Annotated in this window: 9 protein-coding genes; 5 read left to right on the forward strand and 4 right to left on the reverse strand. The window is 50.5% G+C overall.

The annotated features are described in order from the left end of the window. Window positions 1-171: 171 nt before the first annotated feature. Genes dapF through gltB form a run of 3 tightly spaced genes read right to left on the reverse strand, consistent with a single transcriptional unit; the run spans window position 172 to window position 6,929 of the window. Window positions 172-972, reverse strand: coding sequence for a diaminopimelate epimerase (dapF, locus tag T491_RS0112000; protein WP_028904104.1), 801 nt, complete (start codon window positions 970-972; stop codon window positions 172-174). A gap of 6 nt (window positions 973-978) precedes the next feature. Further along, on the reverse strand, window positions 979-2,328 hold the full coding sequence (locus T491_RS0112005; RefSeq protein WP_028904105.1) for a glutamate synthase subunit beta: 1,350 nt from the start codon (window positions 2,326-2,328) through the stop codon (window positions 979-981). Between the two features lie 35 nt (window positions 2,329-2,363). Beyond that, entirely contained in the window at window positions 2,364-6,929 is a 4,566-nt protein-coding gene (gene gltB, locus T491_RS0112010) for a glutamate synthase large subunit (protein ID WP_028904106.1), read from the reverse strand. Window positions 6,930-7,209: 280 nt separating this feature from the next. On the opposite strand from gltB, the gene T491_RS0112015 reads away from it, so the two are divergent. Both T491_RS0112015 and T491_RS0112020 read left to right on the forward strand, forming a co-directional pair. Then, window positions 7,210-8,802 (forward strand): CTP synthase, encoded by a 1,593-nt coding sequence (locus T491_RS0112015; RefSeq protein WP_028904107.1) that lies wholly within the window; start codon window positions 7,210-7,212, stop codon window positions 8,800-8,802. A 6-nt stretch (window positions 8,803-8,808) separates the two neighbouring features. Then, window positions 8,809-10,557 carry an amidophosphoribosyltransferase gene (locus T491_RS0112020; protein ID WP_028904108.1) on the forward strand — a complete coding sequence of 583 codons (1,749 nt, stop codon included), beginning with the start codon at window positions 8,809-8,811 and terminating at the stop codon, window positions 10,555-10,557. A gap of 44 nt (window positions 10,558-10,601) precedes the next feature. Here T491_RS0112020 and T491_RS0112025 read toward each other — a convergent pair whose 3' ends face one another. Further along, the gene (locus T491_RS0112025) at window positions 10,602-11,834 is read right to left on the reverse strand and encodes an LL-diaminopimelate aminotransferase (RefSeq protein ID WP_028904109.1); all 1,233 of its coding nucleotides are present in this window, start codon (window positions 11,832-11,834) and stop codon (window positions 10,602-10,604) included. Window positions 11,835-12,151: 317 nt separating this feature from the next. On the opposite strand from T491_RS0112025, the gene T491_RS0112030 reads away from it, so the two are divergent. From T491_RS0112030 to T491_RS0112040, 3 genes are read left to right on the forward strand one after another with little or no spacing between them, the layout of a single operon-like run. After that, window positions 12,152-12,499: a P-II family nitrogen regulator gene (locus tag T491_RS0112030; RefSeq protein ID WP_028904110.1), complete on the forward strand. Its 348-nt coding sequence runs from the start codon at window positions 12,152-12,154 to the stop codon at window positions 12,497-12,499. A 43-nt stretch (window positions 12,500-12,542) separates the two neighbouring features. Then, window positions 12,543-13,799 (forward strand): ammonium transporter, encoded by a 1,257-nt coding sequence (locus T491_RS0112035; protein ID WP_155950125.1) that lies wholly within the window; start codon window positions 12,543-12,545, stop codon window positions 13,797-13,799. Between the two features lie 35 nt (window positions 13,800-13,834). Beyond that, window positions 13,835-14,530 carry a hypothetical protein gene (locus tag T491_RS0112040; protein ID WP_028904112.1) on the forward strand — a complete coding sequence of 232 codons (696 nt, stop codon included), beginning with the start codon at window positions 13,835-13,837 and terminating at the stop codon, window positions 14,528-14,530. Window positions 14,531-14,579 lie beyond the last annotated feature (49 nt).

Here is a 14,579-nt window from a genome sequence, read left to right on the forward strand (position 1 = left end):
TTGCTTACACTTTGCTATGATTTCGATGCAAAGGTACTACAAATTGAAAGTAAATTACCTATTTTATCGACACTTTTTATCTTGTTTTTACAACAAAATTACAAATTGTAAGTTCTGTACATGCATTTTCTTACAGATTGTAATCAAAATACGGGATTTAACTAATACCTTTTATAAGGCGATTTCGCCATCACACACAAACTCGGCTGGGCCAGTCATGTACACGTGGTTATCACTCTCACGCCACTCGATGGTAAGCGTGCCGCCATCCATCACAATCTGCGATGTACGTCCGGCCTTACCTGTAAGTGCAGCGGCCACAGCGGTGGCACAGGCGCCAGTACCGCAAGCCTGAGTAATACCACTGCCACGCTCCCAAACACGAGTACGCAAACTATCGTCGGGCTCAACACGGGCAAACTCAATGTTGCAGCGCTGGGGAAATGCAGGATGATGCTCCAAGGCCCTACCCGTTTCACCTACCTGATCTACATCATCGGTAAATATCACGTAATGAGGATTGCCCATTGATACGAATGTGCCGTGACCGGGGCAACGTGACGACAAAAACTGCGACTCATTTTCGAGCACGGGCTCACCCATATCTACGGTAACACTCTCTACAATACCACCGTTTACATGCAAACTGAGCACCTTAACACCCGAGAGGGTGAGCAGGCAAATCTCTGTCTGATTGGTCATGCCGCGCTCGTAAAGGTACTTACCAATACAGCGGCTGGCATTACCGCACATCATAGCCTCGCTACCGTCGGCATTAAAAATACGCATGGTAAAGTCAGCCTCAGATACGGTTGACTTGCCAATAAGCACCAGTCCATCGGAACCGATGCCCTTGTGGCGGTGGCTCCACTTAATGGAGGCCACCTCAGGGTCGGGTATATTGTACTTCGTGGTATCAACATAGATGTAGTCGTTACCACAGCCGTGCATCTTGGTGAAATGAACTTTCATGTTTAACTATTTAGACAGGAATACGTTCACTTTTTGGGCCGTTTGGCGGCCGCTAGCCATAGCGCGCACTACGAGAGAGGCGCCATTGGCCGCATCGCCACACACAAACACATTATCAGCATACTGCGGATGCTCTGGCTTCAAGAATCCCATAGCCAACAATACCAGTTCAGCTTTTATAATCTCGGGCTTACCCTTCTCAACCATGATGGGACGTCCGCCTTCGGGATTTGGTTTCCAATCTATCTCCTGTACCTTTACGCCAGTAAGTTTACCGTCCTTACCCAGGAACTCCAGGGTATTGATATTCCAACGGCGGGTGCAGCCCTCCTCATGACTCGATGTAGTCTTCAGAGTGCGAGGCCATTCGGGCCAAGGGTTCTGTGGGTCTTCGGGCCCCTCAACGGGTTTAGGCATAATCTCAATCTGGGTAACGCTCTTACAACCCTGACGATGGGCGGTTCCGATACAGTCAGAACCAGTATCACCACCACCAATTACGAGTACATCCTTACCCTTAGCTGTAACGCGCTCGTCCTTACTGAACTCCATGCCTGCCAGCACGCGGTTCTGCTGCGACAGCATGTCGAGTGCGAAGTGTACGCCCTTGAGTTCGCGGCCAGGAGCCTTCAGATCACGGGCTGTTGGTGTACCTGTTGAGATTACCACAGCGTCGAACTCCTTGGCAAAGGCGTCGTTCACCTCTACAGTCTGACCGTACTTAAACTCGATACCCTCCTGCTCCAGCAGGGCGATACGACGGTCGATAACGGCCTTGTTCAGCTTAAAGTTAGGAATACCGTAGCGCAACAATCCGCCTGCAGCTTCGTTTTTCTCAAACACGGTAACGGTATATCCCATGTGGTTCAGGTCGTTGGCAGCAGCCAGTCCGGCAGGGCCGGCACCAATCACAGCCACCTTCTTTCCGTTGCGGGCGATATCGGTCTTAGGCACGATAAAGCCCTCCTGGAATGCCATCTCGGTAATGGCGCACTCATCTTCGCGGTTGGTGGTTGGCTCGTGGTTAAAGCGGTTCAGCACGCAAGCCTTCTCGCACAGTGCAGGACAGATACGACCAGTAAACTCAGGGAAGGGGTTGGTGGTGTTCAGCAACTGGTAGGCCAACTCAAAGTCGCCTTTGTACAGGGCGTCGTTCCACTCGGGTGCTTTGTTACCCAGCGGACAGGCCCAATGGCAGAAGGGCACACCGCAATCCATACAGCGGCTGGCCTGCAGTTTGCGTTCGCGAGTGCTGAGCGTTTGCTCTACCTCGCCAAAATCGTGGATTCTATCGTGAATCGGACGGTAACCCGCCTCCTGGCGGTGTATCTCTAAAAATGCTTTTGGATTTCCCATTTCAATGTACAATTTTACAATTTACAATTTACCATTTAATAGTCGCGCTGGATGTCGGCAATCTTCTCGTGCAGGCGCGCCATCTTCTCTTCTTCGAGCACGCGTTTGTACTCGATAGGTACAACCTGGATAAAGTCCTCGATGTAGCGGTGCCAGTCGTCGAGCATACGTCCTGCCAGAGCCGAGCCTGTGTGCAGATAGTGCTCGCGAATCAGCTCAAGCAGCTCTTTGCGGCTTACACTGTCCTCAACCAGCGAGAGTTCAACCATATCCATGTTGCAGAAATAGTCGAAGGTGTGATCGGGGTCGTAAACATAGGCTACACCACCACTCATACCGGCGGCAAAGTTACGGCCCGTCTTACCCAGCACTACCACACGTCCGCCAGTCATGTACTCGCAGCAGTGGTCGCCGGCACCTTCAATCACAGCGATGGCACCCGAATTACGCACTCCGAAGCGCTCGCCTACCTTACCATTTATATAGAGTTCGCCCGATGTAGCACCGTACAGTCCGGTGTTACCTGCGATAATATTTTCTTCAGCCTTAAAGTCGTCGCTCCTGCGGGCAGGAGGCAGAATAGAGATACGACCACCTGAAAGACCCTTACCGAAGTAGTCGTTGGTCTCGCCCTCGAGGCGCAAATCCAGTCCCTTCACGGCAAAGGCACCGAAACTCTGACCAGCCGAACCCTTGAACTTAATCTTGATGGTTCCGTCGGGCAGTCCAGCCTCGCCATACTTCTGGGCAATCACACCACTCAGCATGGTACCCACAGCGCGGTCGGTATTCTTGATGGCATAGTCGAGTGTTACCTCTTCCTGATTCTCGATAGCCTTCTGTGCAGCACGAATCATCTCCTCGTCCTTCACACCTGTTACCTTGGTGTAGGCGCCACGATCCCAGTACAGAGCCTTGTCGGTTGCAGGCTTGTGCAGCAAGCGGGCAAAGTCGATGGTCTTCTGCTTATCGGTAGCGTTCTCGGTGTTCACCTCAATCAACTCGGTGTGTCCAATAATCTCCTTCAGACTCTTCACACCGATTTCACTCAGGTATTCGCGTACCTGCTCGGCCAGGAAGGTAAAGAAGTTAACCACGTACTCGGCTCTACCCTCAAAATGCTTACGCAGCTCGGGATTTTGGGTAGCCACACCCATCGGGCAGGTATTGGTGTTACACTTACGCATCATCACACAACCCAGCACAATCAGGGGCAGTGTTCCGAACGAGAACTCGTCGGCACCAAGCATCGCCATGATAATCACGTCCTTGGCTGTCTTCAGCTGTCCGTCGGTCTGCAGGCGAACCTGATTACGCAGACCGTTCATCACCAGTGTCTGCTGGGTCTCAGCCAGTCCGATTTCAGGACTGATACCTGCAAATCGCATACTTGATGCAGGGCTGGCACCAGTACCACCCTCGGCACCACTGATTACAATCAGGTCGGCCTTGGCCTTAGCCACACCAGCGGCAATGGTTCCTACACCACTCTCGGCCACCAGCTTTACGCTTACGGCAGCTGTGGGGTTGATATTCTTCAGGTCGAAGATGAGCTGTGCCAGGTCCTCGATACTGTAGATATCGTGATGTGGTGGAGGCGAGATAAGCGAGATACCGGGGATGGCATTACGTGTCTTGGCGATAATCTCGTTAACCTTAAAGCCAGGCAGCTGTCCGCCCTCACCAGGCTTAGCACCCTGTGCCACCTTAATCTGTATCTCCTCGGCATTCACCAGGTACTCGGCGGTTACACCAAAACGTCCACTGGCAATCTGCTTGGTCTTCGAGCTCAGGCTTACACCGTCAACCTCCGAGTGGTAGCGTGCGTTGTCCTCACCACCCTCACCGGTGTTACTGCGGGCGCCCAGCTTGTTCATGGCCAGTGCCAGTGCCTCGTGGGCCTCGATGCTCAGGGCACCGAAACTCATGGCACCTGTAACAAAATGCTTAACAATGCTTTCTACGCTTTCAACCTCGTCGATTGGGGTTGGCTTGGCAGCCTTCTTGAATCCGAAGAAGTCGCGGATAAAGATGGGACTCTCCTTCTCGTCAACCAGCTTAGCCCACTGCTTAAACTTATCGTAGTTACCCTGACGGGTAGCCAACTGAAGCTTAGCAATAGTTTCTGGGTTCCAAGCGTGCTTGATACCATCCTTACGCCATGCAAACTGTCCCTGGTTCTGTAGCAGTGTCTGCTCCTTGGCAGCCTCATGCAATGCGATAGCATCGCGGGCAATCTCCTTCAGACCCACACCACCAATGGTGCTCACCTCGGTACCGAAGTAACGGCGCAGTAGGTCTTCGCTCAGTCCGATGCTCTCAAAAATCTTGGCACCGCGGTAGCTGCGGATGGTACTGATACCCATCTTACTCATAATCTTCTTCAAGCCCTTGTCCACGGCCTTGATGTAGTTCTTCTCGGCAGTAGCGTACTCCTCCTGAATCTTGTGGTGCTTCACCAGATCGTCGAGCACGGCAAACGTCATGTATGGACACAGGGCGCTGGCACCGTAACCCAGCAGCAGAGCCGCGTGCATCACCTCACGAATTTCACCGCTCTCAACAATTAGGGCTGTCTGCACGCGCTTACCTACGCTAATCAGGTAGTGGTGAACAGCACTAACGGCCAACAGCGATGGGATGGCGGCATGGGTATCGTCCAAGTCGCGGTCGCTCAGAATAATGTAGTTAACACCCTCGTCTACACTGGCTTCGGCCTGATGGCACAAGTCGTCCAAAGCTTGGCGCAAACCTTCCTCACCCTTAGCCATCTCAAACACGATAGGCAACTTCTTGGTGTTGAAGCCCTTGTAGCGGATGTTACAAAGTATATCAAGTTGTGTGTTGGTTAAAACTGGCTGCGGCAAACGTACCATCTTACAGTTCGATGCATCGGGTGTCAGGATATTGGTACCTACAGCACCGATGTATTCGGTAAGACTCATTACAAGCTCCTCGCGGATAGGGTCGATGGCAGGGTTGGTAACCTGCGCAAACTGCTGACGGAAGTAGTTGAACAGCACCTGTGGACGGTCGCTGATAACGGCCAGCGGAGTGTCGTTACCCATCGCAGCTACAGGCTCCTGTCCAGCTGTGGCCATAGGAATGATAGTCTTGTCGATATCCTCCTGACCAAATCCGAAGGTAACCAGCTTCTGCTGCAAGTCGCTCACGCCGTTGTCAACCTTACGTCCGCTCTTCAGTTTCTCAAGCTGCACGCGGTTCTCGGCCAGCCACTCGCGGTAAGGATGAGCCTTGGCCAGCTTCTCCTTAATCTCGCCATCGTAGTAAATCTTGCCTTCCTGGGTGTCAATCAGCAGAATCTTTCCTGGCTGCAGGCGTCCCTTCGAAACCACGTCGCCGGGTTCAAAGTCCATCACGCCAACCTCAGAGGCTACCACCATCATACCTTGCTTGGTGATGGTGTAGCGGCTGGGGCGCAGACCGTTGCGGTCCAACATTCCGCCTGCGTAGCGACCATCGCTAAACAGCAGTGCGGCAGGACCGTCCCACGGCTCCATCAGGATAGAGTGATATTCGTAGAAGGCTTTCAAATCTTCTGAAATAGGATTCTTATCGTTAAAGCTCTCGGGCACCAGGATGGCCATAGCCTGCGGCAGCGAGAGTCCGCTCATCATGAGGAACTCGAACACGTTGTCGAGGCTGGCCGAGTCGCTCATGCCCTCCTGCACGATGGGGCGAAGGTCCTTGATATCACCCAGCGCCTCGCTGCTGAGCACACTCTCTCTTGCTTTCATCCAGCCGCGGTTGCCACGAATGGTGTTAATCTCACCGTTGTGGGCCAGCAGTCGGAAGGGCTGTGCCAGCTTCCATTTGGGGAAGGTATTGGTAGAGAAACGCGAGTGAACCAAGGCCAGTCCGCTCGTAAAGTAATCGTTAGAAAGATCGGGGAAATAGCGTCGCAGCTGTCCGCTGGTAAGCATTCCCTTGTAGATAATATTTTTGCTCGACAGCGAACAGAGATAAAAATCCTCATCATTGATGCGGTTCTCTATGCGCTTGCGTACTTTATATAATATACGCTCAAACACAGGCACATCGTCCTCAGCTACGCCCGTTACAAAAATCTGCTTAATGTCGGGTTCCACCTCGCGGGCAGCCACACCCAGCACCTCAGGATTGGTGGGCACCGTGCGCAGATGCATCAGCTGCAGTCCCTCACGCTCAATCTCCTCGATCATCACGCTCAGGATCTGCTGCTGCCTCTCGTCGTTGACCTCCGGTCGAGCCTGCTCACGCTCGGCAGAGCTCAAACTTGTTTGGCCCTGCTCTCGCTTACTCGCAGCCTTAGGCAGAAAAACCAAACCTGTGCCATACTTACCTTTCTCGGGCACAGGGATACCCTGTAACAAAATAAACTCGTGGGGTATCTGTACCATGATACCCGCACCATCACCGGTCTTGTCGCGTGTCTCGGCGCCACGGTGTTCCATGTTCTCAAGCACCTTCAGTGCATTGTCAACCAGATCATGACTTTTTCCGCCGTGTATGTTAACCACCATACCCACGCCGCAAGCATCATGCTCATAGTCGCTCTGGTAGAGTCCTTTTTTGGTTTGAGTTTGCTTTCTTTTTGTCATATTATCCTTCATTAACCTTACTTTTTGTCATATTTTGAGTGCAAAGGTATGACATTTTGTAATCAAAACGACTAAACGCGTAACGTTTTTATCTACTTTTTTCGTAAAAATAACAATCTGTAAGCTAATATTGTTATTTTGCTTACAATTCGAAATAAAAACAAACCTCAATACTAAAGAAATGCAGTTAGCTTAGAACTTGTTTGTTTATTTATTATGATATGTACGCGTATTATTATAATAATGCTTACCTTTGCAGTCCATAAAATAGATTGATTTTATGGAAACAAAGTACATTTTCGTAACAGGCGGTGTGGTTTCATCACTTGGCAAAGGAATCATATCAGCCAGCATAGGCAAGTTGCTGCAGGCACGCGGCTACAAAGTCACTATACAGAAATTCGACCCCTATATCAACATCGACCCAGGTACACTGAACCCCTACGAGCATGGCGAATGCTACGTGACTGCCGACGGTTTTGAGACCGATTTGGACCTGGGACACTACGAGCGATTTACAGGCATACACACAACACGAAACAACTCTATAACAACAGGACGCATTTATAAAACGGTGATTGACCGTGAGCGTCGCGGCGACTACCTGGGTAAAACGATCCAGGTAGTGCCACACATTACCGACGAGATTAAGCACCGCATGCTGCGCGAGGGCTTGGACGAAGGCTTCGACTTTATCATTACCGAGGTGGGCGGCACCATCGGTGACATTGAGAGCGCCCCATTTATGGAGGCCATCCGACAACTGCGTTACCAGCTGGGTCGCAATGCCGTATGCGTACACCTCACGTACGTACCTTACTTAAAAGCCGCCGACGAATTGAAGACCAAGCCCACACAGCACAGCGTGAAGGAGCTTCAGGGCATGGGTATCCAGCCCGATATCCTGGTACTGCGCACCGAGCGCCATCTGGACGACGGCATGCGCATGAAGGTGGCATCGTTCTGTAACGTGGACCTGGAGTGCGTGGTGCAGAGCGAGGATCTGCCCAGCATTTACGAGGTGCCCGTGAACATGCAACATCAGGGACTGGATGCTGCCATCATGCGTAAGATTGGCATCCCCGTAGGCGAGACACCAGCCATGAAGCCTTGGCGCGATTTCCTTGAAAAGCAGCGCCATGCCACCAACGAGGTACACATCGGACTGGTAGGAAAATACGACCTTCAGGATGCATACAAGAGTATTCGCGAGAGTCTGAACCTAGCTGGTATCTACAACGATGTAAAGGTAAAAATGCACTTTGTGAACAGCGAGGAAATAACCAAAGCCAATGTGACCGAGAAACTGAAGGGTCTGGCAGGCATTGTGGTTTGTCCGGGCTTTGGCCAGCGTGGTATCGAGGGCAAGATTATTGCCGCCGAATACACCCGCACCAACGATATCCCAACGTTCGGCATCTGTCTGGGCATGCAGATGATGGTGATTGAGTTTGCCCGTAACGTGCTGGGCTACAAGGATGCCAACAGCATGGAGATGGACGAGAAGACACCCCACAACGTGATTGACATCATGGAGGAGCAGAAGAATATTACCGAGATGGGCGGCACCATGCGCCTGGGCGCTTACGAGTGCGAGCTGGTTAAGGGCAGCCGCGTGTACGAAGCCTACGGCGAGGAGACACTGATTAAGGAGCGCCACCGCCACCGCTACGAGTTCAACAACAAGTACCAGAATGAGTACGAGGCCAAGGGCATGAAGTGTGTAGGCATCAACCCCGATGCCAACCTGGTAGAAATCGTAGAGATACCCGAGAAGCGCTGGTACATCGGTACTCAGTTCCACCCCGAGTACTCATCTACGGTACTAAACCCCCACCCACTGTTTATGAATTTCATTAAAGCCTGTAAATAAGCAACTATGGAACAACTGAAACACGAGTGTGGAGTGGCGATGATTCGCCTGCTGAAGCCGCTGGATTACTACGAGAAGAAATACGGTACCTGGGCCTACGGTTTTAACAAGCTGTACCTGATGATGGAGAAACAGCACAACCGCGGACAAGAGGGCGCCGGTATAGCCAGCGTGAACCTGAACAACAAGCCCGGCACCGAGTACATGTTCCGCGAAAAGGCAGAGGGCAAGAACGCCATTACCGAGATATTCAGTCGCGTGACCGAGGAGATGAAAGGCGAGCTGCTGATGGGCCACCTGCGATACTCGACCACCGGCAAGAGCGGACTGACATTTGTGCACCCTTTCCTGCGACGCAATAACTGGCGCGCCAAAAACCTCTGTCTGTGCGGTAACTTTAACATGACCAATATCGACGAGGTGTTCGACTTCCTGACCGCCCAGGGACAGAGTCCACGTATCTACGGCGACTCATACATCACCCTGGAGCTCATGGGACACCGACTGGACCGCGAAGTGGAGCGCCTGTATCAGGAGGCCACTGCACAGGGCTTAACAGGCATCGACATTACCAACTATATTGACGACCACATTGAGATGGCCAACGTACTGCGCACCACCATGCAGCATTACGATGGTGGTTTTGTGATGTGCGGACTGACAGGTAGTGGCGAGATGTTCAGCGTACGCGATCCCTGGGGCATCCGACCCGCATTCTACTATCGCGACGACGAGATTATAGCACTGGCCAGCGAACGCCCCGTGCTGCAAACGACATTTGATATTGACAGTAACGACGTGCATGAACTGATGCCAGGTCAAGCACTGATAGTACATAAGAACGGCGAAAGCCGACTGGAGCAGATTATGCCTGCCCAGAAACTGAGCGCCTGCTCGTTCGAGCGCATCTACTTTAGTCGCGGCTCCGACTGCGACATCTACCAGGAGCGCAAACGACTGGGCGAACAGCTGACGCAACCCATCTTAAAGGCCATCGACGGCGATGTATCCCATTCAGTTTTTTCCTATATCCCCAACACCGCCGAGGTGGCCTTTTATGGGATGACAGACGGGTTCCGCAAACTACACGGCGACGTACGTACAGAGAAAGTAGTGTGGAAAGATATCAAGTTGCGCACCTTTATCACAGACAATAGCGAACGTAACGATCTGGCTGCCCACGTCTACGACATCAGCTACGGCTCACTGCAGGCAGGCGTGGATAACCTCGTGATTATCGACGACTCGATTGTACGCGGCACCACACTGAAGGAGAGCATCTTTAAGATTCTGGACCGCCTACACCCCAAGAAGATTGTAATGGTATCAAGTTCGCCTCAAATCCGCTACCCCGACTACTACGGCATCGATATGGCACGATTAGAGGAGTTCTGCGCTTTCCGTGCCACAATGGCTCTCATCGAAGAGCGCGGCATGTGGCAATTGGTAAACGACACCTATCTGGCCTGCAAACGCGAGCTAACGAAGCCGAAGGAGCAGATGCAGAACTGCGTGCGCGCCGTATACGAGCCCTTCACTGTCGACGAAATCAATCAGAAAATCGTCGAGATGTTACGACCAGCCGACATGCAGGCACCCATCGAACTTGTATTCCAGAGTATCGAAGGACTTCACAAAGCCTGCCCCAACCATCCTGGCGACTGGTATTTTACAGGACACTACCCCACTCCAGGCGGTGTGAAACTGGTAAACCAAGCGTTTATAAACTATGTGGATAAGATAACAAAAAAGTAGGTCGGATGACCTACTTTTTTTCACTCTCTCTTATTACTAACAGCTTATTTCTTAAGCCATTTTTCTATTCTCAACAATGCCTCGTCAGTCTGTTCATGACTACCAAAGGCCGTGAATCGAACATAACCCTCGCCTGATGGACCGAAACCCACACCTGGCGTACAAACCACATGGGCACCATACAACATTTCTTCGAAGAACTTCCAAGAACTTGAGGTCTCGGGGGTCTTCGCCCAGATGTAAGGAGCATTCTCGCCACCATAGCACTCGAAACCCAAGCCACGTAGAGTAGTAAGCATCTTCTTGGCATTTTGCATGTAATAGTTGATTGTTTCCTTCACCTGCTGCTTACCCTCGGGGGTGTAAATAGCTTCAGCTGCACGCTGCGATATGTAACTGGTACCATTAAACTTGGTACACTGACGGCGGTTCCATAGCGGGTTGAGCGGTATGCGCTCGCCCGTGAGCGTGGCAGCCGTCACCTCCTTGGGCACAATGGTATAGCCGCAGCGGATACCGGTGAAACCGGCCGTCTTGGAGTACGAGTGGAACTCGATAGCGCACTTGCGGGCACCACGAATCTCGTAGATACTATGAGGGATCTCATCATCCTGAATATAAGCCTGATAAGCAGCATCGTAGAAAATGAGTGTATCATTCTTAAGCGCGTAGTTTACCCACTTGCGCAACTCGGCCTTAGAGATAACAGTACCTGTGGGGTTGTTAGGATAGCACAGATAGATAACGTCAACACGGCGATCAGGCAGCTGAGGCACAAAACCGTTCTCGGCATTACAAGGCATATAAAGCACATTAGACCAACGGCCATCCTCTTGCACACCAGCACGACCAATCATCACGTTCGAATCGATGTAAACAGGATAGATAGGATCAGTAACGCCGATAGAGTTATCCCAGCGTACCAATTCCTGAATGTTACCAGTATCACTCTTAGCACCATCGTTGATAAACACCTCGTCGCGATCCAAGTGAATACCGCGTGGCAGGAAATCATTTTTCAAGATAGCATCGCGCAGAAAATCGTAGCCCTGCTCAGGACCATACCCTCTGAACCCCTGACGGGTGGCCATCTCGTCGGCTGCCTTATGAATAGCCTCGATAACGGCAGGTGCTAATGGTTGCGTTACATCGCCTATGCCCAGCGAAATGACATCCACCTTAGGATGCATAGCCTTAAAGGCGTTTACCTTTTTTGCAATATCGGCGAACAGATAATTGTTCGGCAGCTTCAAGAAGTGGTCGTTTACTAATGCCATAATTAATATATACCTTATTTAAGTTTGCGCTGCAAAGGTAGTACTTTTTGGAAGAAAATTCAAAAAATACTTAGCATAATCACCTTCAATTTATAGAAAAGTAACAATTTGTAAGCACCATAATGTGTTTTGCTTACAGTTTAAAAGAAAATCACTATTAACGATTACAAAAGGATAACAAAAGAAAATGTTCAATATCAAAATGCAAAAGAAATACATTGTTTTACTTACAAAATGCATTAACTTTGCACCCAAGAAATAACAAAGTGTAATCAATTTAATGGTTTATATTATAAATAGGTAAAAGTTTAAGAGGTATGAAAAAGATTGAAGCGATTATCCGAAAGACTAAGTTCGAGGAGGTGAAAGCAGCTTTGCTATCATCCGACATCGATTGGTTTGAGTACCACGACGTGCACGGCATCGGCCAGAGCCGTCAGGAGCGCATCTATCGTGGCGTACAGTACAGTACCGACGTGATCGAGCGTGTCGCCATCACCATTGTGTGCCGCGACATGTTCCTCGATCCAACGGTCAAGGTTATTTTAGAAGTTGCCCATACGGGTGAAATTGGCGACGGTCGCATCTTTGTGAGCGACGTCATCGACACATGGAGCATCCGCACAGGCGAACATGGTGACACTGTACTAAGAGACAAGAAGTAAATAGTGATAAGCTAAGGTATTAACAAACTAAATTTTCAGGATTATGAACGAAATTGGAATATCACTCGATACCGTATGGATGCTATTGGCAGCAATGTTGGTTTTCTGGATGCAGCCTGGTTTTGCGCTGTGTGAAGCAGGATTTACACGTAGTAAGAACACCGCTAACATCCTGATGAAGAACTTTGTCGACTTCATGTTCGGCTCTCTGTTGTTCTTCTTCTTAGGTTTCGGATTTATGTTTGGCGGCGACGTATTAGGCGGTTTTATTGGTATGCCTAACTGGGGCGACCTGAGTTTCTATAAGAGCGACCTGCCTGTTGAAGGATTCCTGATTTTCGAGACCGTATTCTGTGCTACCGCCGCAACTATCGTCAGCGGTGCTATGGCCGAGCGTACAAAGTTCTCAATGTATCTGGTTTACAGCGCAGTTATTTCGCTGATTATCTATCCCGTTGAGGGTCACTGGACCTGGGGTGGCGGCTGGCTCTGCAACGACGCAGCTGACAGTTTCATGATGACCACCTTTGGCGATGTGTTCCACGACTTTGCCGGTTCAGCTATTGTACATAGCGTAGGTGGTGTGCTTGCTTTGGTAGGTGCTATCGCACTGGGGCCCCGTGTAGGTAAATATGGTGAGGATGGTAAAAGCCGTGCTATTCCTGGTCATAACTTAGCCATGGCTGCACTGGGCGTTTTCATTCTCTGGTTGGGCTGGTTCGGATTCAACCCCGGTTCACAGCTGGCTGCCAGCGGCGAAGTTAACCGCATTGCCATCAGCCACGTATTCCTTACCACTAACTTGGCTGCTGTAGCTGGTGGAACTGCAACCATGTTCCTTACCTACATAAAGTACGGCAAACCATCGCTCTCACTCACCCTTAACGGTGTGCTGGCAGGATTGGTAGGTATAACCGCCGGTTGCGACCTGGTATCACCCTTCGGAGCTGTTATCATCGGTTTGGTTTGCGGAATCGTACTGGTTTACGCGATTGAGTTTATAGATCACAAACTGCATATCGATGACCCTGTTGGCGCATCTTCTGTACATGGTGTCTGCGGTATCCTCGGAACACTGATGACCGGCCTGCTGTCAACCTCTAACGGTGCTTTCTACGGTCACGGATTTGGATTCTTCGGAGCTGAACTGTTCGGTGTTCTGGTTATCGACCTCTGGGCTGCTGCCTGCGGTGTAGTTCTGTTCTACAGTATCAAGAAGATTCACGGTCTGCGCGTTAGCAAGCGTATTGAGGAAGAAGGTCTGGATATTTACGAGCATGGAGAAATGTGTTATAACTAAGTAGTGAAAAGTGAATAGTTAAAAGAGAACGAATTATGAAAAAGATTGTTTTAATGGCAACATTGCTTGCCGCAGGAATGAGTGCTACGGCACAGGATGAAGTAGAAACAACAGTAGCTGCTGATGTAGTAAGTTCATACGTCTGGCGTGGTACAGAGTGTGGAAGCGCAGCTATCCAGCCAACTCTCGGCATCGGTTACAAAGGTCTCTCACTCTCAGCATGGGGTAGTTACGGACTGGTTGATGCCAATGATACCAAGGAGTTCGATCTGACTTTGGGTTACACAACAGGTGGATTCAACATCGGCGTAACCGACTACTGGTTTAACAGCCCTGAGGAGCGCTATTTCCTCTACGATGCCCACAAGACCAGCCACATCTTCGAAGCAAACGTTGGCTACGACTTTGGTGCTGCCAGCATCCAGTGGTTCACCAACTTTGCAGGCAACGATGGCGTCAATAAGGATGGTAAACGCGCTTATTCAAGCTACGTAGAATTAGGCGTACCCTTCAAACTCGCCTCAGTCGATTGGAGCGCAGCCGTTGGTGCCGTTCCTTTCGCCACCAGTTTCTACGATACAACAGGCTTTGCAGTAACCAACGTGTCACTGAAAGCCACAAAGGATATCAAGATAACCGACACGTTCAGTATTCCTGTGTTCGGCCAGATTGCGGCCAACCCAAGAACTGAAAAAGCTTTCTTCGTCTTTGGATTCACGCTTCAGCCGTGAGTCCAAGGACTCTTTTAAAAAAGCAAACATTCAAACAACTATAAAAAAA

Source organism: Prevotella sp. P6B4 (assembly GCF_000619985.1).
Classification (GTDB): domain Bacteria; phylum Bacteroidota; class Bacteroidia; order Bacteroidales; family Bacteroidaceae; genus Prevotella.

Coding starts and splice junctions, on each gene's coding strand:
- T491_RS0112035 (WP_155950125.1), top strand. CDS start 12,543: ATGAACGAAATTGGAATATCACTCGATACCGTATGGATGCTATTGGCA.
- T491_RS0112025 (WP_028904109.1), bottom strand. CDS start 11,834: ATGGCATTAGTAAACGACCACTTCTTGAAGCTGCCGAACAATTATCTG.
- T491_RS0112020 (WP_028904108.1), top strand. CDS start 8,809: ATGGAACAACTGAAACACGAGTGTGGAGTGGCGATGATTCGCCTGCTG.
- gltB (WP_028904106.1), bottom strand. CDS start 6,929: ATGACAAAAAGAAAGCAAACTCAAACCAAAAAAGGACTCTACCAGAGC.
- T491_RS0112040 (WP_028904112.1), top strand. CDS start 13,835: ATGAAAAAGATTGTTTTAATGGCAACATTGCTTGCCGCAGGAATGAGT.
- T491_RS0112030 (WP_028904110.1), top strand. CDS start 12,152: ATGAAAAAGATTGAAGCGATTATCCGAAAGACTAAGTTCGAGGAGGTG.
- T491_RS0112005 (WP_028904105.1), bottom strand. CDS start 2,328: ATGGGAAATCCAAAAGCATTTTTAGAGATACACCGCCAGGAGGCGGGT.
- T491_RS0112015 (WP_028904107.1), top strand. CDS start 7,210: ATGGAAACAAAGTACATTTTCGTAACAGGCGGTGTGGTTTCATCACTT.
- dapF (WP_028904104.1), bottom strand. CDS start 972: ATGAAAGTTCATTTCACCAAGATGCACGGCTGTGGTAACGACTACATC.